Genomic DNA, 20,974 nt, shown 5'->3' on the forward strand with positions numbered 1-20,974 from the left:
AGTATGGTTACTAATTTTGATTACCTGAAAAATGAATCGAGATTCTCTGATTTTGCAGAGGTTGCAATTTCTGCTGAAAAGATTATTTTAATTGATCCGCAGGCAAGTATTATTAATTGCCGCAGGGCAATGGAATTTGCTGTCAAATGGATGTATTCCGTAGATGAAGAGCTGGAAATGCCATATCAGGATAATTTACAGAGCCTGATGAATAATGAAGACTTCAGAGACATTGTAGGACCGGATATCTGGAAGCGTATGGATTATATCCGTCGATGTGGAAACAATGCTGCACACAGCAATAAGAAACTGGGAAAAGATATTGCGATGCTGTGTCTCGAAAATCTTTTTATTTATCTGGATTTTGTGGCATGCTGTTATTCTGGTAATTATGAAGAACGAACTTTTGACAGATCAGTTTTGACAGAGCGTATTGAAAAAGCAAAGGAATCTAAAAAGTTAGCGGATGCTACAAAGGAGCAGCTTGTCAGAGCGCAGGAAAGAACAGCACAGCAGGAGCTGGATCTGAAAAAACTGATAAAGGAAAATGCATCCTTAAAAGAAGAACTTTCTGCCCGCAGACAGGAACAACAGCAGACCTATGTCCCCAAACCACTTGATTTATCTGAATATAAAACGCGGAAGCTTTACATTGATGTAATGCTTATGGATGCGGGGTGGATACAGGGAAAAGACTGGATGAATGAAGTAGAGCTCCAGGGAATGCCTAATAAATCAAAGGTAGGATATGCAGATTATGTGCTCTATGATGATATGCACCGACCGCTGGCACTGATTGAAGCGAAAAGAACGTGTGTAGATGTATCCAAAGGGCGACAGCAGGCAAAATTATATGCGGATTTATTGGAAAAGCAATGTGGAAGAAGACCTGTTATTTTCCTGACCAATGGGTTTGAAACACATATTATCGATGGAAGATATCCGGAAAGAAAATGTGCAGCCATTTATTCAAAGCGTGATCTGGAAAAGTGGTTTAATCTGTTATCCATGCGAACAAGTCTGCGACATGTTGTTGTAGACAAAAATATAGCAGGACGTTACTATCAGGAAGCAGCAATTAAGGCAGTCTGTTCAAATATGGATGAAAAGAACAGAAGAAAAGCACTTTTGGTCATGGCGACAGGATCGGGAAAAACGCGAACAGTAATAGCACTGTGTGATGTACTGTTAAAAGCCGGATGGATAAAAAATATTTTATTTTTGGCAGATCGTAACTCATTGGTTACACAGGCGAAACGAAGTTTTGTAAATTTATTGCCAAATCTTTCCTGTACAAATTTAGTAGAAGAGAAGGAAAACTATAATGCACATTGCGTATTTTCCACTTATCAGACAATGATGCATTGTATCGATACAGTAAATGACGATGATGGAAAGCTATTCACCTGTGGGCATTTTGATCTTGTAATATGTGATGAAGCGCATAGATCAATTTATAATAAGTACAGAGATATATTCACATATTTTGATGCACCATTGGTAGGGCTTACAGCAACACCGAAAGATGAAATTGATAAGAATACCTATGAAATTTTTGAATTGGAAAATGGTGTTCCCACGTATGGATATGATTTGGCGCAAGCAGTCAAAGATGGATATCTTGTAGACTATGTTTCAGTGGAATCAAAGCTGAAATTTATTGAGGAAGGGATCGTATACGATGAATTATCAGAGGAAGATAAAGAAATATATGAAGACACATTTGAGGATGAGAATGGAAACATTCCTGAAGCGATTGAATCATCAAGACTAAATACATGGATTTTTAACGAGGATACGATCAAGCAGGTTTTAAATGTTTTGATGACAGAGGGACTTAAAATTGAATACGGTCAGAAAATCGGAAAGACCATTATTTTTGCAAAGAATCACGATCATGCAGAAAAAATATGGGAAGTGTTCTGTAAAGAATATCCACATCTTCCAGACTATGCGAAAGTAATTGATAATTACATGACTTATGCACAAAGCGCAATTGATGAATTCTCTGATCCAAAGAAAATGCCACAGATAGCAATTTCTGTAGATATGTTAGATACCGGTATAGATGTTCCGCAGGTTTTGAATCTTGTATTTTTTAAAAAGGTTATGAGTAAGGCAAAGTTTTGGCAGATGATCGGTCGTGGAACAAGATTGTGTCCGAGGCTTTTGGATGGAGAGGACAAGCAAAAGTTCTATATTTTCGATTTTTGCGGAAACTTTGAGTTTTTCAGATTAAATAAAGGAAAGGCATCAGCAAGTGAAATTGCATTACAGGGGGCAATTTTTAATTATAAGTTTGAGATAATTTATAAGTTACAGGATATTGCATATCAAGAAGACAGATTGATCGCATATCGAAAAGCATTAGTTTCGCAGGTAAGCGAACAGGTACGGGAGCTGCCTAGAGATAACTTCTCGGTAAAACAGCATTTGAAATATGTGGAATTATATTCTGCAGAGTCAAATTATCAATCATTAACTTATGAGGACACATTGCTGGTACGTGAGGAAGTAGCACCTCTTATATTACCGGGAGGAGAAGATGCAAGTGCTGCAAGATTTGATGCACTTATGTATCGGATCGAACTTGCCTATCTGATAGGAAAGAAAGATACAAGAGCCAGAAGCGATCTCTATAAAAAAGTAAAAGGAGTAGCTGGAGTAGCCAATATTCCGGAGATTCAGGCACAATCAGAGATGATCAATAAAATATTGCATACAGATTATGTGGATCAAGCCGGAATTGATGAATTTGAAGAAATCAGAGAAAAACTGCGAAATTTGATGAAATATATTCAGACAGGAACGATCAAGTATGTGACAAATTTTACAGATGAGCTTTTATCAATAGAATGGAAAGAGTCAGAGCTTGAGAATGATGAACTGAAAAATTACAAAGCAAAAGCTGAATATTATATCAGACAACATCAGGATAATATTGTAATTGCAAAATTAAAAACAAATAAACCTTTAACGAGCAGTGATGTTGCCAGTCTGGAAGAAATTCTTTGGAAAGAAGTTGGTACAAAACAAGACTACGAAAATGAAATCGGTACAAAACCATTGGGTGAATTTGTCCGAGAAATTGTGGGACTTGATATGAATGCTGCTAAGGAGGCTTTTTCCGAATATCTGACTGATACAAGTCTTGACAGCAGGCAGATTTACTTTGTGAATCAGATTGTGGAATATATTATTCATAATGGAATGCTGACGGATTTTTCAGTGCTTCAAGAGTCTCCATTTACAGATCAGGGAAGTGTAGCAGAAATCTTTTCTGATATGTCACTGTGGATGGGTATTAAAAAAGTAATTGATACAATTAATGCCAATGCTGCAGCATAGGCAGACTATAAGAAAAATGGAGAGAAAGACCGTATCTGACCATGCGAATGTAACAGACATATTAGAAGCTCTTAGTGTTTTGAAGATACCCAGCAATTCCCGTACATGGATGTACGGGAAAGGCACATCTGAGCCTGGATGGCGAATATGTGCCGGTTGCGGGGCATTCATATAATGAGATCAAAACACTTAGAGCTTCTTTATGTCTGTTATTTGAGCATGGAAAGATGCTGTCTTTCTCTCTCTAAATAAAATATGGATTACTATAAACAAATATCAACTATGGCAATTCTGCACAAAACGTGTCCTGTTACATTGTACAAAATCACAATACTGCACAAAAATGTCCAATTTTGACAGTAAACCAAGAGCACTTTGACAGAACAAATCCTCCCTCCTTGTTATAATCAGAACATAAATTGCGAGCAGTTAATTGAGAAGGAAAGGAGGAGGAAGATGAGAAAGCAATGTCATAACCCTTACATGCCGCTTTGGGAACATGTACCGGACGGCGAACCCCATGTATTCGGAGACAGATTGTATGTCTTTGGCAGCCATGATCTGGAAAACGGCAATGAGTTCTGCGAACAGGATTACGTCTGCTGGTCGGCTCCGGTAACGGATCTGTCGGACTGGCGCTGTGACGGTGTGATCTATAAAAAAGAACAGGATCCGTACAATCAAGATGCCCTGCCACTGTATGCACCGGATGTTGTAAAAGGACCGGATGGCAGATACTACTTATACTACTGTATCAAGTTTCAGAAGAGAAGATAAGGCAGTACGGAAAGATCGATGCGGAAAGGCAGCTTTGGGATGACAGACAGCTTGCGAAAAAAAGTGCGCTGGCCGGTATCACGCTTCTGCGGAATCAGAATGGAATTCTGCCGCTTTCCGGCAGATGTCACAAGATCGTTGTGATCGGCAGACTGGCGGATGAGGATGTAACGGGGGATCGCGGCTCCAGTCAGGTGTATCCGCCTTATCAGGTGACGATCCTGCAGGGCATCTTAGAACAGGCAGGGCAGGAAGTGATCTATTACAGGGGAGAAAGTCTTTCCCACTGTAAAAGACTGGCAAAAGAAGCGGATGCAGTGATCGTTGTAGCGGGAAACAGTGCAGCGGAGGAAGGCGAATATGTCTATGCGGATATGGAAGAGCTGTATGTTAAAAGCATGGGCGGTGACAGGACACAGGGAATCACACTTCCGGCGCATGACAGGGAAATCCTGTCCGCTGTGGCACAGATCAGACAGGATGCAATAGTGGTGCTTGTTGGTGGCAGCTCCTTTACGATGGAAGACTGGATCGGACAGACAGGGGCGCTGCTCATGGCTTACTATCCGGGCATGTATCGGTTTTTTGCCGGAACAGACAGTAGTGCCAAATGTTTAGGGAATTTTAACTTGGGGTAGAAGTCTGCCTGTGTTATAATGGTGGAAAAAGGAAAAAGAAAGGCGAATTATGATCAAACTATTATTACTTGGTTCCTGCGTGATCTTAACATGTATTCTCTGTAACCGTCTGACAAGCAGGATCGGTGTTCCGATGCTGTTTGCATTTATTCTGCTAGGTATGCTGTTTGGTTCGGAGGGTATTTTACATATTCCGTTCGACAACTTTGCTTTTGCCGAAAATATGTGTACCATAGCCCTGATCTTCATTATGTTTTACGGTGGCTTCGGTACCAGATGGAAGGCGGCAAAGCCGGTTGCCGGCAAGGCACTTCTTTTATCCAGTGTGGGTACGGTTCTGACAGCGGTTCTGACCGGACTGTTCTGCCACTTCGCATTGGGCTTTGACTTTCTGGAAGGTCTTCTTGTAGGAGCGGTTCTCGGCTCCACAGATGCGGCAAGTGTATTTTCCGTGCTGCGTAGTAAAAAATTATCCCTGAAAAACAATACAGACTCCTTACTGGAGGTGGAAAGCGGTTCCAACGATCCCTTTGCCTATATGCTGACCATCATCATTTTGACTATGATGCAGGGCAATGCGGAGGGCATGGCGTTTGATATTCTGGGCATGGTATTTGCACAGGTGCTGTTTGGTGCAGTGATCGGTATCGTACTGGCACTTCTGACCGGTTTTATGCTGGAACGGATCGATTTTGGCGTGAGCGGATTCGATACGGCATTTGTACTGGCAGCAGCACTTTTATCTTATGCACTGCCGTCTGCGATCGGCGGAAACGGGTATCTGAGTGCGTATCTGATGGGTATTATACTCGGAAATCGCAATGTCAGCCATAAAAAAGTACTTGTCAATTTCTTTGACGGACTGACGAGCCTTATGCAGATGTTTATCTTCTTTATGCTGGGACTTTTGTCTTTTCCCTCCAAGATACTGGCGGTCTGTATTCCGGGCATTCTGATCGCACTTTTCCTGACCTTTGTTGCCAGACCGTTAGCTGTTGCTGTCATTCTGACACCGCTTCGTGCAAAACCGCAGCAACAGCTTCTGACTGCATGGGCGGGACTGCGCGGTGCAGCGTCCATTGTATTTGCGATCATGGCAACAAGAAGCGGCGCATTGCTTTCCCATGATCTGTTCCATATTGTATTTTGTGTGGTACTGGTATCTATACTGTTCCAGGGCAGTCTGTTGCCTTTCTGCGCGAAAAAGCTGCATATGATCGATGAAAGCAGGGATATTCTGACAACCTTCACGGATTACAGTGAAGAAACGGACGTGCATTTTATTGATATTCCGGTTAGCGAAGGACACCCGTGGATCGGGCTGACGGTAAAGGATCTGAATCTGCCGCCGGGAACACTGCTTGTCTTTTTGAACCATCCGGGTGAAAAAAGCACTGTACCAAACGGTGATACAGTGCTTCGGGAAGGTGATGTTCTTGTTCTGGGTGCAACCGCCTATGCGGGAAAAGATGATATCCATCTGACCCAGATCCATATCGATGATACCCATGCATGGCGGGATAAATGCCTCTGCGAGATCCGACTGCCGAAAAACAGTCTGATCATTTTAGTCCGGAGAGGCGACCAGACGATCATACCGAACGGAGATACGAAAATCCTGAGCGGGGATGAACTGGTATGCAATACGGTACATTAATGATCTGTATGCTGCTTTTTGCTGTGGCTTGCTGTGATCCAGAAGATAAAAGCGAGGAATGCAACTGCAATACACATCCATGGGATCAGATAACGAAGTCCTTTTGGTGCAAATAGATCATAATAGCCTTTTAAATAGATAATAACAATAATAAGGGGAAGTCCCCATGTTATGTAGTAACGCATCTTTGCAGGGAATGGAAGTCCGTTTCCTGCATTTGCTTCGTGGATGAAATTATCCCAGCCCCAGCCATGCTTTGATGTACAGAACAGGACATAGCACAGAGAACCAAGCGGCAGAAGATTGCTGGAAACAAGGAAATCCTCCAGATCCATGATGTTCGAGCCCGGTCCGAGCGGCTGCAGCCCGGAAAGGACATTAAAGCCGAGAATACACGGGATGGAAAGCAGGATAACAGCTACTATATTACAAATGACAGCCTTCTTTCTGGAAACACCCCACAGATCAATGGCAAAGGAAATAATATTTTCAAATACCGCGATCACTGTAGAAAGTGCGGCAAAGGAAAGGAACAGGAAGAACAGCGTACCCCAGATCCGTCCGCCTGCCATCTGGTTAAAGATGTTCGGAAGGGTGATGAAGATCAGGGATGGGCCTGCATCCGGTTCGATACCAAAGGAGAAGCAGGCGGGAATGATGATAAGACCTGCCATCAGTGCTACAAAAGTATCAAGCAGTGTGATGCTGAGTGCTTCACCGGATAACGAACGTTTCTTATCCAGATAACTGCCAAAGATCGCCATGGCACCAATACCGATGCTGAGGGTGAAGAATGCCTGTGACATGGCAGCAAAGATGACATTACCGATGCCTTTTGCCTGCATGGTGGCAAAATCAGGTACAAGGTAGAATCTGATACCTGCACCGGAGCCCGGCAGTAAGCAGGAGTGAACTGCAAGGACGAGGATCAGTCCAAGCAGACAGATCATCATCACCTTTGTGATACGTTCCACACCGTTTTTCAGACCAAGGGAACAGATCGCAAACGATAAGACAACTGCAATGATCATAAAAAGGATCATTGTGCCCGGAGAAGCCAGCATATTGCCGAAGTAAGCAGAAACCTGCTCGGTTGTCATAGACTGACTTGTCAGGGAGCCTGTCAGATAGCGAACAAAATAATACAGCATCCAACCGGTTACCATTGTGTAATACATCATCAGTAAGTAGCAGCCTGCCATTCCGATATAGCCATTATAGTGCCAGCGTCTGCCCTTTGGCTCTAACTTACGGAAGGAAGTGGCGCAGCTTTTCTGGCTGCCTCTGCCGACTGCAAACTCGCAGACGATGATCGGATAGCCCAGAATCGCTAAAAATACCAGATAAATTGCAATAAATGCAGCACCGCCATACTGTCCGCACATATAAGGAAACTTCCACACATTTCCAAGTCCGACCGCACAGCCTGCGGATACAAGGATGAATCCCAGCCGGGATCCAAATTTTTCTCTTTCCATGAATATAAATCCTCCTAGTGAAATAAAGCTGCGCGGGCATATCCGTAAGGAAAATGCTTCATTAGCGCAACACTTCTATTATAGCGAAAAAGAAGTAAGAAAGCAATGAAAATAATCGGTGAAAAGAGCCGGGAAAAGTGCGCCCGGCATTGAAATATAAAGGGAAAGCAGATATAATGATAAATAGATGCAACACTGAAGAAAAAGGTTGTAAATAACAAGCAGGAGGCACGAAAATGAAAATTGCATTTACAGATATGGAAGAAGAAGTACTGCCGGCATTTAAAGACGGCGAGAAGGAATACAGAGCCAAACGCTTTGGAGACGAAGCCTGCAAGATCATGAGCGGCAGACTGATCCCGGGCGCATCCATTGGTTATCATAAGCATACTGAAGATTATGAAGTGATCTTTATCACAGCAGGAGAAGGCAAGGTATTATATGACGAAGAGGAGATCCGTTTAAAAGCCGGTGACTGCCATTACTGCCCAAAGGGACATGCACATTCCCTGATCAACGACAGTGATGCAGATCTGACATTTTATGCAGTTGTACCGGTTGCATGACAGGTTCTGCCGGATCGCAGGATAAAAGGATACGGCAAATGATAGAAAAAGAAGAAAAGAAGGAATCACAATGAAGGTTTTAATGGTAAACGGAAGCCCGAAGCCAAACGGCTGTACGGCAACAGCTTTGCAGGAGATCGCAAAGGTATTGAAAGAAGAAGGGATCGATAGTGAGATCGTGTGCTTGGGCGGTGACCCGCTGCGTGACTGCATCGGTTGTCTGGGCTGCACAAAGCTCGACGGACAGTGTGTATTTAACGATGATTGCATCAATGAGATCCTGGAAAAGGCAAAGACCTGTGACGGCTTTATTTTTGGCACGCCGGTTTATTACGCCCATCCGAGCGGCAGAGTGTTATCTGCACTGGACCGGATGTTCTATGCTGGCAAAAAGTATTTTATGCATAAGCCGGGCGCAGCGATCGCTTCTGCAAGAAGAGCCGGTACAACGGCTTCTATCGATGCACTGAATAAATATTTTACGATCGCGGAAATGCCGGTCGTATCATCCTCTTATTGGAATATGGTGCATGGCAACAAGCCGGAAGAAGTGCTGCAGGATGCGGAAGGACTACAGGTCATGCGTAATCTGGGCAGAAATATGGCATGGCTTCTGAAGTGCATTGAGGCAGGAAAAAATACCGGTGTTGCTGTTCCGGTAAATGAGTATACGAACAAAACGAATTTCATCAGATAGGATAATGGATATGGCTGAAAATGAACATGGCGCGGAACTGCTGCTGGAAAAAATATTTTACTATATGAACTGTCTTGTGGAGGAAAAAGAATTTTCAGCCACCATTCAGACACTGACCGAGATGGGGAAAACGCTTGTCAATGCAGATCGTGCTTCTTTCTGGTTCTGGGATAAGAGAAAGGGAGAACACTGGACGATCGTAGCACTCGATCATGCACGGATCACTGTTCCCGAAGGGCGGGGCATCGTAGGTGCCAGCATCACTACGGGAGAAACGATCCTGATCGCAGATGCGGGTGCAGATCCTCGTTTTGACAGCTCTGTTGACAGAAGCAGCGGCTACGATACGAGATCGGTGCTGTGTATGCCTGTGACGGATTCGCGCGGACAGGTGATCGGAGCCTATCAGGCGATCAATAAGCTGAACGAGGACGGTTCTGTCGGTGTGTTTACAAAAGAAGATGAAAAGAGACTGGCACTGGCAGCGGTGTATTGCGGCAAGACGCTGGAATCATATCTGCTTCTTTCCGAGAATCAGACGGACCTCACAACAAAGCTGCGCAACCGTAAGGGATTTTATGAATACTACAATAAAAGAGTGCTGCCTTATCTGATCGCACATCCGGTATCGGTTGCAATGGGGGATATTGATTTCTTTGACATTACCAACCAGATCTACGGTTCCGCAGGCGGCGATGAAGTGCTTCGAAGTATTGCGGATCTGATGCTGTATCATGTGGAGATCGATGATGAAGTGATCCGGTGGGAAAACGACCGGTTTGTATTGCTGCTGTCAGGGAAGAATGCGCAGCAGGCAAAGCAGGAAATGGACGATCTGAGAAAAACGATCGAAGAAACCGTCTTTACACACAGAGGGCATGAGATCCATGTGACAATGTCGTTTGGTGTCTGTGAACTGGATTATGAAAAATCATCCGATGAGAATCTGGCACATGTAGAGACTGCATTACAGCGGGCAAAAGAAGCCGGACGCAACACAGTCTGTATTGCCGAAATGTAAAATAGATAAGCTGTAGCCTGTTTACTGGGACAGAAGACCGGAATAATAGAGCGAGTCCTTTGCTTCGACTGCAATATGTTCGGTGTTTTGTGCCAGTATTTTTTTGTAGGCAGAAGGCGTATAGCCGATATATTTCTTGAAAAGCTTGTTGAAATAGCTGCTGGAATTAAAGCCGACCTTCAGTGCAATATCCGAGATGGAAAGAGTGCTGTTATCCTGAGCGAGCAGATCGACAGCGGAATAAATCCTGTATTTCAGCAGATAGTCAAACGGAGTCAGCTGCAGGCAACGTTTAAAGCAGCGACAACATTCGCTTTTACTGATATGGATACTGTCTGCGATATCCTGCAGGGTGATCGGCTCTTCATAATGTTCCATAATATAAGTGATAGCCGCTTTTGTTCTGGATTCGTCCAGTGCAACCTGCGGATCATAAGTCGGGATATGATCATGCGGCAGATCCTGAATATGATTCAAAAGAAGCAGCCAGATCTGAATCAGATAGCTTTTGGTCAGGAGCTCATATCCAAAAGATTTCTGCAGATTGATCTTGATGATCTCGCTGGTCAGCATGGATATAGAGTGGTCATCCTCTTTCTTATCGTTCATGACATAAGAACGCAGACCGGGTGTGTTGACAACTGGCAGAAGATAGGCAGATGAAAAAACAGAATGTCCATAGCCAAATATATAATCAGGACTGAATACGATCGAATGGAAGATACAATTCTGTTCATTATACGGATGCACGGAATGCATTACATTACGGTTGATAAAAAGTGTATCTCCCGGTGATAATACATACATATTATCACCAACCGAAAATTCGGCAGTTCCTTCCTTTATTACAATCAACTCAATCTCACTGTGCCAGTGCCAGTGGATCAGATTCAGATACATCATGCTCAGATCAATACGGTATACTGCAACAGGGTAGTCAAGACTGCCATGCTGTTTCATTTCATACAGATCTTCGCGAACCTGTATTGTTCCTTTGTTATCTTTTTCCATTTGTTTGCTCCCTAATACACTTTCATTCCACTTCTTACTATGGTATCATAAAAAAATGTCAGGGTCAAAATGATGTTGAAATTCTTTACCAAAGAAGGAGTCTTTTGTATGCATAAAAGAATGATTTCCATAATATGTTTTATGTTAACTATAATGTTGATGACAGAATCGGTGGCAGCAATTCCGGTAAAAGAAGGATATGCCCGGAATTCGTTATATAGTGCTGTGTATGATACATACGAGGTTGATACAGAAGCAGTTTCAGTCAGTGATGATTCATTAACTGATAATACAATCAGTGGCGATTCAGTTAGTGATAATACAATCAGCGATAACACGGTCAGCGGCGATTCCATCAGCGATAATACAATGAGTGATAATACGGTCAGCGGTGATTCTGTCAGTGATAATACAGTCGACCAGAATACGGAGGCACCGGGCGATGATCTGGCGGCAGAACAGGCGGCTGTTTTTCCCCTGCAGACTGCAACAACCGTGATAAAAGATATCGGACAAACGGTAGCGGCGGTTTTTACGAAAAGTGTTAAAAAGCCTGCACAGGTTAAAAAGCTGACACTGACAAATCCTGCAAAGGGAAAACTGCGGATCCGTTATCAGAAGGTAACGGGGGCAAAAGGCTATGAGATCGTTTATGCGACAAACCGTTCGTTGACAGCGTCAAAGATCGTATTGGATGTAAAAAAGACAAAGACGGATATCACAGATCTGCCACAGGGAAAAACGTATTATGTGAAGGTCCGTGCTTATAAAACCGATGAAAACGGGAAAAAGATTTACGGAAAATACAGTAGCAAGAAGAAACTCACCATCAAAAAGGGTTTAGCAGAGATTGAAGCGAAAATGGGAGCGGCAAAGCTGAGCAGTGTAAAGCTGGCAGATGTTTCTACGGTAAAAGCGGTTGCAAAGGTAAAGAAAAGGGTAAAGAGCAGTGATGAGTTTTATTATCTGTTTGCGCTGGACTCTTACCAGAGTAAGGTAAGCGGACTGAAACCTGTTGCAAAAGCGGCAAAGAAAAAAAGTGTTACCTTTATCTTACCGTTGCAGAAGGAGACAAAGAATTCCGTTTTACAGAAGAAGTTTGTGGTAGCGGTTAAAAAGGGCAGAAAATATATAATGCTCAGTGATGCCATGTATATTACCAATCCGGAAAAGACGGCTTATTTTTCTTATCCGTTTCCGACAGCACCATCTAAGAAGGGACTGCAGATCAATGCGGATATGATGCCCGATGTGGAGGAATTGGGAGTCAAAAATACGGCTTACAATATCATTCTGTCGGATATCATCGCAACAGCCGGGCAGCACAATGCACAGGAAGGAATTTCCTATGTTTATAATGGAAAGACCTACTGGTTTTCCAAGGCTGCGGTACAGGGATATGATTCTCTGTTTTTAAAAACAAGAGCGGAAAATATGGTTGTGACGGGTATTCTGCTCTTAGGTTACAGAAGCGATCTGACGTATCTGATCGCACCCAAAGGCAGAAGTCAGGGACATCAATATTATATGTTCAACACAAAGTCAAAGAAAGCAAGGCTGCAGCTGGAAGCAGCCTGCAGCTTTCTGGCAGAGCGTTACAGCGGAAATGCCTATGTGACAAACTGGGTTGTGGGAAACGAAGTGAATGCTTATCAGGACTGGAACTATGCGGGACTGAAAAATATACAGGAGTATGCGTCGGCTTACGCTGATGAATACAGACTGGTAGCAACCTGCATGAAGAGCATGTACCAGAATGCAAGAGTATATATTTCATTGGATAATAACTGGACAAGGACGACATCAGGGGTATATGCGGGCAAAAAATTCCTGAATCAGTTTGCACAGGAACTGGAAAAGGAAGGAAAGATCGGATTTCATATTGCTTACCATCCTTATTCTTATCCGCTGACAACGGCGGATTTCTGGAATGATACGAGCGGACTGGCAGGAAAGGGTTCGAAAGCTAAGGTCATTACGATGGCAAATCTCTCCGTTATGACAAATTATGTGAAAAGAACTTACGGAAAAAATACGCGTATCCTGCTGTCAGAGACAGGCTTTTCTTCCGGTCAGTCAGAGCAGATCCAGGCGGCGGCAATTGCTTATGCGTATTACATTGCGGAAAGCAATGATATGGTAGATGCACTGATCATTTCACGTCATGTGGATAACGAAGTGGAGATCAGGCAGAATATCCGGACCGGTCTGTGGACAACCTACGGGGACAGTCTGCATCCGAACGAATGGGCAGACCGGAAAAAGTATGCATGGTACATTTTTAAGTATATGGATACGACAAAAAGCAGTGAGTGGACGGATTTTGCACTGAATTATATCAGGGCGGCAAGTTGGGAGAGTCTGATTCCGGGATTTTCACAAAGTCGTTTTCTGGCAATGCGAAATATGGCTTCGGCAGAGGTATTGCAGCAGGAAAAAATAACGGCGAAGTATGTGCAGCCGATCAGTCTGCAGGGTTCTGAGAGCCAGACACTTTCCTGTAGAGGATCGGGGCTGAATAAAAATGTTTCCTGGGGATTTTCAAAAAATTACGATGTGCCGGTCAGTTTTACAATGCAGCCATACTTTGTGACAAGATTGCAGGTATCAGGCAGTACCAACAGACAGGTAACGGTCAAGCTGCGGTTTCACAGCGGCGAAAATGTACTGGAGGCAGAGAAGGTGATACCGGCAGAGGAATACGTTAATCTGGCAGTCAAAGTATCCGACTGGCAGTATGCGGGCAGGATTGACCGGATTGAAATATATTTTCAGCCTGCGGGTGGTGCCTTTGTAAGCGGCGCCAAAGCAAAACTGGATAGCAAACGGACCGGAATCTATGCAGGGGATATAGAGTAGAATTTCATAGAAAAATGCATATAGTAATGATAAAAAGCTGAGGAAAACATGGCAAATCAGAAACTGGAGGATCAGCTTTCCCTTGCGCTGGATACACCGGTGCAGATGCGGGAAAGGTCAGGCAATCTGGATACCGGTTATGTACCGGAGGAAAACACATGGGAACTGATCGTGAAATATAACGGCAATCTTGACAGGCTGACAGGCAATATCCGGGTGGAACCGTTGATCGCAGGGTATGCGATCGTGACGATCCCTGAAAATCTGATAGGTGCGTTTTCCAGGATGGAAGAAATTGAATTTATCGAAAAACCAAAGAAGCTCTTTCCGCAGGTAACTGCAGGACTCAGAGCTTCTTGTTTTTATTCTCTTTTACAGCCTGTTTCGGGGACTGCGCTATCGGGCAGGGGGGTATATATTGCGATTTTGGATTCCGGTATTGATTATACGGATCCTTTGTTCCGTTATGCGGACGGAACGACAAAGATCGCATGGCTGTGGGATCAGGGAAAGCAGGCGGATGCAGAAAAAGGAGAAAGACCGCCGCAGGGATTTTTTACCGGAGTGGAATACAGCAGGGAGATGATCAACGCAAATATGCAGGAAGACGGGGAGCGGCTGACACTGGATGTGACAGGACATGGAACGAATGTGGCAAAGATCGCCGTGCAGGGAGCGCCGGGAAGTGAACTGATTGTTGTGAAGCTGGATACGGCGCGTGGCACATATCCGTCTACGGCGTCGCTGCTCCGCGCCTTTACTTATACGGCAAAGAAATCGCAGGCGGAAAACATGCCTGTGGCGATCAATTTAAGCTACGGTAACACCTATGGGGCACATGACGGATCCTCCCTGCTGGAACGGTTTATCGACAACATCACAGAGGTCGGCAGAAATGTGATCTGCATCGGCGCCGGGAATGAAGGTGCTTCCGCCGGACATTTTGCCGGACTGCTTACCGAAAATGAAATACAGCGGATCTCATTTGCCATGGGTGCATACGAACGAAGTTTTTCTCTGCAGGTATGGAAATGGTATGCGGATCAGATGGATATTTCCATCGTATCGCCGGCAGGAGAGTGTTATCTGATCCGGAATCAGGCAGCGGAAGGGGAAGCGCAGCAGACTGTCATGGAACAGACTAGGCTGTTGATCTTCAGTGGAAGACCACAGCCTTACCGGATGCGCGAAGAAGTTTATATAGACTTTATCCCGGTAGAAACATATCTGAATACCGGGATCTGGACGATTGAGATCACGCCGCGGCGTGTTGTGAACGGCGAACTGCGCCTGTATATGCCATCAGCAGTGGTGCGTTCGGAAAACACACGGTTTCTTCTGCCGTCTCCGGTGCTGACGCTGACGATCCCCTCGACAGCGCAAAAGGTGATCACGGTAGGTGCCTACAATGCCTATGTCAGATCCTATGCGGCATTTTCCGGGAGGGGAGAAGCAGGCAGCAGGCGTGCGGAGAACAACAAGCCTGATCTGGCAGCCCCCGGCGTCAATATCAGGATCGGAGAAGGAGAAAGTGGCGCGCTTGTGAGCGGTACTTCCTATGCAACGCCTTTCGTGACAGCCGCGGCGGCACTTTTGATGGAATATGGGATTGTGCAGGGCAATGACCCTTTTTTATATGGGGAAAAAGTCAAAGCCTATCTGCTTGCGGGTGCCAGACAACTGCCCGGTTATGACTTATGGCCCAATGATCAGGTGGGATGGGGGGCACTTTGTACATCGGAAAGCCTGCCATAAGAAAGCAATTGCAGATAAGGAAACAGCAGGTTGCTTTCCTGTAACAACCATTTCTGTTATGATATGGTTCAGGGAGGTAAATGCGATGGAAACTAAGGATGTTATTTTAGAACTTCGTACCAAAAGAGGGTTATCACAAGATGAGCTGGCTGAGAAGGTTATGGTGACAAGGCAGGCAGTATCCCGGTGGGAAAATGGTGAAACAGTTCCGAACACAGAAACTTTAAAACTGCTATCAAAAGAATTTGACATATCGATCAATACTCTGCTGGGTGAACCCAGAAAGCTGATCTGTCAGTGCTGTGGGATGCCTCTGGAAGATGACGAACTGATCAGCCATAACAAAGACGGCAGTCTGAATGAGGCATATTGCAAGTGGTGCTATGCGGATGGTATATATACGTATAATGATATGGACGATCTGATCGATGTCTGTGTTAAAAATATGGTAAATGATCAATTTACGGAAGAACAGGCACGTTCTTATATGCAGGAATTACTCCCAACGCTGGATTACTGGAAACGATATGAGGAGCTGGGTGATAACGGACAGTTTGAGGCATTTAAGAAACAGGTGATACAGGAGATCAATGATCTTCATATAGAGGGATTACCTGAAGTAAAAAAATTACATGCACTTGTCGGGAAATATGTCAATCTGGAGTATAGATTGCCCAATGGCAGAAAAGTGAAATTTTTAGATGATCAGACAACTTATTTAGGAAACCAGCTGGAATCTGAATTTGGCGGAGAACGATGCTTTGGTGTCCTTGCAAATATGGATTTTATCATGATCAGCACGTATGAAGCAGAGGGAGAAAATCCTGAGCTGGTTTTGTATAAAAAGAGATAAAAAAGTATGCTGTATCAGCAGGTATGGATAAGAGCCGGGAAAAGGCTCTTATTTTATTGAGAAAAAATTCTCTTGACAAAATACCCTATGGGGGTATATAAAGTGAGGGAAGGAAACCAAGCGACAGCGAAGCTGGCATTTGGTTTCACCCGAACGTATAACGAAGAAATCGGAAAGCAGCGCGATAGCGATGCGGATGCTGCGACAGCAGCATGATTTCTGAGTATATATGGGAAGGAAACAGGAACACCTGACAAAGAAAGGGAATAGAAAAAAGCAGATGAAAGATACTAAAAAAGAACCGGAATGTAAAGAAATGCCATGCTGCTGCCAGCGGAAGACCGAACGGGAAGCAGAAGAAAAGAAAAAACTGATGAACCGTTTAAACCGCATTGAAGGACAGATCAGGGGAATTCAGAAAATGCTGGAAAACGATGCGTACTGCAACGATATTCTGGTGCAGTCCTCAGCAGTCAGTGCAGCCATGAATGCTTTTAATAAAGAACTTTTATCGAGCCATATCCATTCCTGTGTGATAAGGGATATTCAGGAAGGAAAGACAGAGGTCGTAGACGAACTGATGAATACGCTGCAAAAGCTTATGAAGTAAAAAGATACAGAAAGGGTGAAAGAAAGATGGAACAATATCATGTAACCGGTATGAACTGCGCAGCCTGCAGTGCCAGGGTGGAAAAAGCAGTTTCCAAAGTGCCGGGTGTAACATCCTGCTCAGTCAGTCTGCTCACCAATTCCATGGGCGTGGAAGGAACGGCTGCAAGCAGTGCGGTCATAGAGGCAGTCAAAGCAGCAGGCTATGGTGCATCGTTAAAGAATGCAAAGGAAGACAAAAAGGAAGCAGAAACAGGACTGGAAGATACACAGACACCACTGTTAAAAAAGCGTCTGATCGCATCAATTGTATTTTTGATCGTGCTGATGTATTTTTCCATGGGACATATGATGTGGGGCTGGCCGTTGCCTGCCTGGTTTACGGATAACCACGTGGGAATGGGTCTGGTACAAATGATTCTGGCAGCCATTATCATGGTGATCAACCAGCAATTTTTTATCAGCGGGTTTAAAGCACTGTGGCACAGATCTCCGAATATGGATACACTGGTAGCCATGGGTTCCATGGCATCGTTTGTCTGGAGTGTCTATGCACTGCTTGCCATGACAAGGGCACAGACAGACGGTAATGCAGAGCTTGTTATGGAATATATGATGGAGTTTTACTTTGAATCGGCTGCGATGATCCTGACGCTGATCACGGTCGGGAAAATGCTGGAGGCAAGATCGAAGGGCAGGACAACAGATGCCTTAAAATCGCTGATCTCACTTGCCCCAAAAACAGCAGTGCTGGAAAGAGACGGAAAAGAAGTTACCGTATCCATCGATGAAGTACAAAAAGGTGATATTTTTGTTGTCAGACCGGGGGAAAACATTCCGGTGGACGGACAGGTCATAGAAGGAAACAGTGCAGTCAACGAAGCTGCCATTACAGGCGAAAGTATTCCGGTCGATAAGGCAGAAGGAGATATGGTACGGTCTGCTACGATCAACCAGTCAGGCTTTCTGCGCTGCAAAGCAACGAGAGTCGGTGAGGATACCACACTTTCTCAGATTATTAAGCTGGTAGAGGATGCATCCGCAACCAAAGCACCGATCGCGAAGGTGGCTGATAAAGTATCCGGTGTTTTTGTACCGGTTGTTATCGCGATCGCAGTGATCACCACGCTGGTATGGCTTCTGGCAGGACAGAATTTTGCCTATGCACTGGCAAGAGGTATTTCCGTTCTGGTAATCAGTTGCCCATGTGCACTCGGACTGGCAACGCCGGTTGCAATCATGGTCGGCAATGGTATGGGAGCGAAAAACGGTATTTTATTTAAAACAGCCGTATCACTGGAAGAAACAGGAAAAACGCAGATCGTCGCACTGGATAAAACAGGTACGATCACACGCGGTGAGCCAAAGGTAACAGATGTGCTTCCGGCAGAAGGTATTACAGAAGAAGAACTGCTTACCATGGCATATACATTGGAGCAGAAAAGTGAGCATCCGCTTGCCAAAGCTGTGCTGGAGGAAGCACAAAACAGACAGCTTAAGCCGCAGACGATCACAGATTTTACCGCACTTCCGGGTAACGGGCTGAGTGGTAAGACAGAAGCCGGCAGTCTGCTGGGCGGCAGTTATACATTTATCAAAGAAAAGATCACTGAGAACGGAGAAAATCAGCAAAAGCAGGCAGAGCAGCTTGCAAAGCAGGGAAAGACACCACTTTTATTTGCCAGAGATGAAAAACTTCTCGGAACGATCGCAGTGGCAGACGTTATCAAAGAAGACAGTCCGCAGGCGATCGCTGAACTGCAGAATATGGGTATAAAAGTTGTTATGTTAACCGGAGATAACGAGCAGACAGCCCGTGCGATCGGTAAGCAGGCAGGTGTGGATGAAGTGATCGCCGGTGTTCTGCCGGATGGAAAAGAGCAGGTGATCAGCTCCTTGAAGCAGCAGGGCAAGACGATCATGGTAGGTGACGGTATCAATGATGCACCGGCGCTGACCAGCGCGGATATCGGTATTGCCATTGGCGCAGGCACGGATATCGCGATGGATGCAGCGGATATCGTGCTGATGAAGAGCCGGCTGTCCGATATTCCGGCAGCGATCCGTTTAAGCCGTGCAACCCTGAAAAATATCCATGAAAATCTGTTCTGGGCATTTTTCTACAATGTGATCGGTATTCCGCTGGCAGCAGGTGTCTGGATTCCATTGTTTGGCTGGAAATTAAATCCGATGTTTGGCGCGCTTGCGATGAGCCTGTCAAGTTTTTGTGTTGTATCTAACGCACTTCGTCTGAACCTGTTTCGGATGTATGATGCGTCTAAAGATAAAAAAGTAACTCATAAATCAGCGTCTGTCCAAAAGACCGGAGCGCAGGGAAAAGAAGCACAGACAGACATGGAATCTGTGCAGGATGAAACATTAGAAGGAGACGAGAATATGATCAAAACAACAGTAAAAGTAGATGGTATGATGTGTGGCATGTGTGAAAGCCATGTCAATGACGCAGTCAGAAATGCGATCGAGGTAAAGAAAGTATCTTCCTCTCATAAGAAAGGAACAACGGAGATTTTGACAGAGCAGCCGGTTGATGAAGAGAAGGTAAAAGCAGCCATTGAAGCAACCGGATACAAGGTGCTTGGCATCACAACCGGAGAAGCAGAAGAGAAAAAGGGCTTTTCTCTGTTCCATAAGAGTTGAAAAAACGACGCCTCAATGGTATAATGTGGCTTGTTATACGATGTTACGGAGTAAAATCTGTAGATAGCTAACAGGTATGGAACATACCGGAGGAGGAGAAAAAATGAAAAAAAACAGTAAGGTGACAGCAGTGATCCTGTCAGCCGTTCTTGCCATGAGCATGATCGGATGTGGCAGCAGCGCAGAGGACACAACAAATGATGCAGCAGCAACAGACGCCGTTACAGATGCAGCAGCAAGCGATGAAGCAACAGATGCAGCAGACGAGACAGCAGATGCACAGGCAGCAGGCGACAGAACACAGCTTATTGTCGGATTTGATGCAGAATACCCGCCATATGGTTATATGGATGAAAACGGTGAATATGTCGGATTTGACCTTGATCTGGCACAGGAAGTCTGCGACCGTAACGGTTGGGAGCTTGTAAAGCAGCCAATCGACTGGGATGCAAAGGATATGGAACTGAATTCAGGTTCTATCGACTGTATCTGGAATGGTTTTACCATGACAGGCAGAGAGGATGATTATACATTCAGTGAGCCATATGTAGACAACAGTATCGTTGTAGTTGTTGCAGCAGATTCCGATATCCAGTCTTTAGAAGATCTGGCTGGTAAGGTAGTGGCAACACAGGCTGATTCTTCCGCACTGACAGCACTGACAGATGACAGTGAAGATAACAAAGACAACATTGCACTGGCAGCAACTTTTGCAGATCTGCAGCAGGTAGCTGACTACAACAGCGCATTCATGAATCTGGAAGCAGGTTCTATCGATGCCATCGCTGTTGATATCGGTGTAGCACAGTATCAGATCAGCTCAAGAGGCGATATGTTCCGCCAGCTTGATACACCAATTTCTACAGAGCAGTATGCGATCGGCTTTAAGAAGGGTAATACAGAGCTTCGCGATCAGGTACAGAATACACTGAATGAAATGGTTTCTGACGGTACATTTGACAAGATCGTAGCAAATTACGAAGACTACAATCTGCCGGCAATGGTTTGCCTTGGTAAATAAGTAATAAAACCCGGAGAGAGCAGAAG

At 44.7% G+C, this 20,974-nt stretch carries 15 protein-coding genes; 13 read left to right on the forward strand and 2 right to left on the reverse strand.

From position 1 onward, the window contains the following. Positions 1-3 precede the first annotated feature (3 nt). The 4 genes from KQI22_RS06460 (at position 4) to KQI22_RS06475 (ending at position 6,420) form a co-directional block, all read left to right on the forward strand. Complete coding sequence (locus KQI22_RS06460) at positions 4-3,348, forward strand: DEAD/DEAH box helicase family protein (RefSeq protein ID WP_216551282.1); 3,345 nt, start codon at positions 4-6, stop codon at positions 3,346-3,348. A 456-nt stretch (positions 3,349-3,804) separates the two neighbouring features. Further along, positions 3,805-4,125 carry a hypothetical protein gene (locus KQI22_RS06465; RefSeq protein ID WP_216551283.1) on the forward strand — a complete coding sequence of 107 codons (321 nt, stop codon included), beginning with the start codon at positions 3,805-3,807 and terminating at the stop codon, positions 4,123-4,125. Positions 4,126-4,211: 86 nt separating this feature from the next. Next, entirely contained in the window at positions 4,212-4,763 is a 552-nt protein-coding gene (locus tag KQI22_RS06470) for a glycoside hydrolase family 3 protein (RefSeq protein WP_256447416.1), read from the forward strand. A gap of 49 nt (positions 4,764-4,812) precedes the next feature. Continuing rightward, on the forward strand, positions 4,813-6,420 hold the full coding sequence (locus KQI22_RS06475; RefSeq protein WP_216551284.1) for a potassium/proton antiporter: 1,608 nt from the start codon (positions 4,813-4,815) through the stop codon (positions 6,418-6,420). On the opposite strand, the gene KQI22_RS06480 is transcribed toward KQI22_RS06475, so the two are convergent. Next, complete coding sequence (locus KQI22_RS06480; RefSeq protein ID WP_216551285.1) at positions 6,417-7,898, reverse strand: sodium-dependent transporter; 1,482 nt, start codon at positions 7,896-7,898, stop codon at positions 6,417-6,419. The genes KQI22_RS06475 and KQI22_RS06480 overlap by 4 nt on opposite strands. Before the next feature lie 236 nt (positions 7,899-8,134). On the opposite strand from KQI22_RS06480, the gene KQI22_RS06485 reads away from it, so the two are divergent. The 3 genes from KQI22_RS06485 to KQI22_RS06495 all read left to right on the forward strand — a co-directional run bounded on the left by KQI22_RS06485 (position 8,135) and on the right by KQI22_RS06495 (position 10,182). Beyond that, positions 8,135-8,464, forward strand: coding sequence for a cupin domain-containing protein (locus KQI22_RS06485; RefSeq protein ID WP_216551286.1), 330 nt, complete (start codon positions 8,135-8,137; stop codon positions 8,462-8,464). Positions 8,465-8,534: 70 nt separating this feature from the next. Then, on the forward strand, positions 8,535-9,161 hold the full coding sequence (locus KQI22_RS06490; RefSeq protein ID WP_216551287.1) for a flavodoxin family protein: 627 nt from the start codon (positions 8,535-8,537) through the stop codon (positions 9,159-9,161). 10 nt (positions 9,162-9,171) lie between these two features. Then, positions 9,172-10,182, forward strand: coding sequence for a sensor domain-containing diguanylate cyclase (locus tag KQI22_RS06495; RefSeq protein WP_216551288.1), 1,011 nt, complete (start codon positions 9,172-9,174; stop codon positions 10,180-10,182). Between the two features lie 21 nt (positions 10,183-10,203). Here KQI22_RS06495 and KQI22_RS06500 read toward each other — a convergent pair whose 3' ends face one another. Beyond that, complete coding sequence (locus tag KQI22_RS06500) at positions 10,204-11,193, reverse strand: AraC family transcriptional regulator (RefSeq protein WP_216551289.1); 990 nt, start codon at positions 11,191-11,193, stop codon at positions 10,204-10,206. Between the two features lie 141 nt (positions 11,194-11,334). Between KQI22_RS06500 and KQI22_RS06505 the strand changes: the two genes are divergently transcribed. The 6 genes from KQI22_RS06505 (at position 11,335) to KQI22_RS06530 (ending at position 20,948) form a co-directional block, all read left to right on the forward strand. Then, positions 11,335-14,052, forward strand: coding sequence for a DUF5722 domain-containing protein (locus KQI22_RS06505; RefSeq protein WP_216551290.1), 2,718 nt, complete (start codon positions 11,335-11,337; stop codon positions 14,050-14,052). A 48-nt stretch (positions 14,053-14,100) separates the two neighbouring features. Then, the gene (locus KQI22_RS06510; protein WP_216551291.1) at positions 14,101-15,807 is read left to right on the forward strand and encodes a S8 family peptidase; all 1,707 of its coding nucleotides are present in this window, start codon (positions 14,101-14,103) and stop codon (positions 15,805-15,807) included. Between the two features lie 85 nt (positions 15,808-15,892). Further along, a complete protein-coding gene (locus tag KQI22_RS06515) occupies positions 15,893-16,660 on the forward strand; it encodes a zinc ribbon domain-containing protein (RefSeq protein WP_216551292.1) in 768 nt (255 codons plus the stop codon). A 280-nt stretch (positions 16,661-16,940) separates the two neighbouring features. Then, positions 16,941-17,270, forward strand: a complete 330-nt coding sequence (locus KQI22_RS06520; RefSeq protein ID WP_216551293.1) for a metal-sensing transcriptional repressor — start codon at positions 16,941-16,943, stop codon at positions 17,268-17,270. 26 nt (positions 17,271-17,296) lie between these two features. Beyond that, positions 17,297-19,927 carry a heavy metal translocating P-type ATPase gene (locus KQI22_RS06525; protein ID WP_216551294.1) on the forward strand — a complete coding sequence of 877 codons (2,631 nt, stop codon included), beginning with the start codon at positions 17,297-17,299 and terminating at the stop codon, positions 19,925-19,927. 103 nt (positions 19,928-20,030) lie between these two features. Continuing rightward, the gene (locus tag KQI22_RS06530; protein ID WP_216551295.1) at positions 20,031-20,948 is read left to right on the forward strand and encodes an amino acid ABC transporter substrate-binding protein; all 918 of its coding nucleotides are present in this window, start codon (positions 20,031-20,033) and stop codon (positions 20,946-20,948) included. Positions 20,949-20,974: the final 26 nt, after the last annotated feature.

It is taken from the genome of Kineothrix sp. MSJ-39, assembly GCF_018917935.1.
Lineage (GTDB): Bacteria > Bacillota > Clostridia > Lachnospirales > Lachnospiraceae > CAG-194.

Excerpts from the sequence above, each read along its gene's own strand:
- KQI22_RS06495 (WP_216551288.1), top strand. The coding sequence starts at position 9,172 with ATGGCTGAAAATGAACATGGCGCGGAACTGCTGCTGGAAAAAATATTT.
- KQI22_RS06520 (WP_216551293.1), top strand. The coding sequence starts at position 16,941 with ATGAAAGATACTAAAAAAGAACCGGAATGTAAAGAAATGCCATGCTGC.
- KQI22_RS06490 (WP_216551287.1), top strand. The coding sequence starts at position 8,535 with ATGAAGGTTTTAATGGTAAACGGAAGCCCGAAGCCAAACGGCTGTACG.
- KQI22_RS06500 (WP_216551289.1), bottom strand. The coding sequence starts at position 11,193 with ATGGAAAAAGATAACAAAGGAACAATACAGGTTCGCGAAGATCTGTAT.
- KQI22_RS06530 (WP_216551295.1), top strand. The coding sequence starts at position 20,031 with ATGAAAAAAAACAGTAAGGTGACAGCAGTGATCCTGTCAGCCGTTCTT.
- KQI22_RS06465 (WP_216551283.1), top strand. The coding sequence starts at position 3,805 with ATGAGAAAGCAATGTCATAACCCTTACATGCCGCTTTGGGAACATGTA.
- KQI22_RS06505 (WP_216551290.1), top strand. The coding sequence starts at position 11,335 with ATGTTAACTATAATGTTGATGACAGAATCGGTGGCAGCAATTCCGGTA.
- KQI22_RS06460 (WP_216551282.1), top strand. The coding sequence starts at position 4 with ATGGTTACTAATTTTGATTACCTGAAAAATGAATCGAGATTCTCTGAT.
- KQI22_RS06510 (WP_216551291.1), top strand. The coding sequence starts at position 14,101 with ATGGCAAATCAGAAACTGGAGGATCAGCTTTCCCTTGCGCTGGATACA.
- KQI22_RS06480 (WP_216551285.1), bottom strand. The coding sequence starts at position 7,898 with ATGGAAAGAGAAAAATTTGGATCCCGGCTGGGATTCATCCTTGTATCC.
- KQI22_RS06475 (WP_216551284.1), top strand. The coding sequence starts at position 4,813 with ATGATCAAACTATTATTACTTGGTTCCTGCGTGATCTTAACATGTATT.
- KQI22_RS06485 (WP_216551286.1), top strand. The coding sequence starts at position 8,135 with ATGAAAATTGCATTTACAGATATGGAAGAAGAAGTACTGCCGGCATTT.
- KQI22_RS06515 (WP_216551292.1), top strand. The coding sequence starts at position 15,893 with ATGGAAACTAAGGATGTTATTTTAGAACTTCGTACCAAAAGAGGGTTA.
- KQI22_RS06525 (WP_216551294.1), top strand. The coding sequence starts at position 17,297 with ATGGAACAATATCATGTAACCGGTATGAACTGCGCAGCCTGCAGTGCC.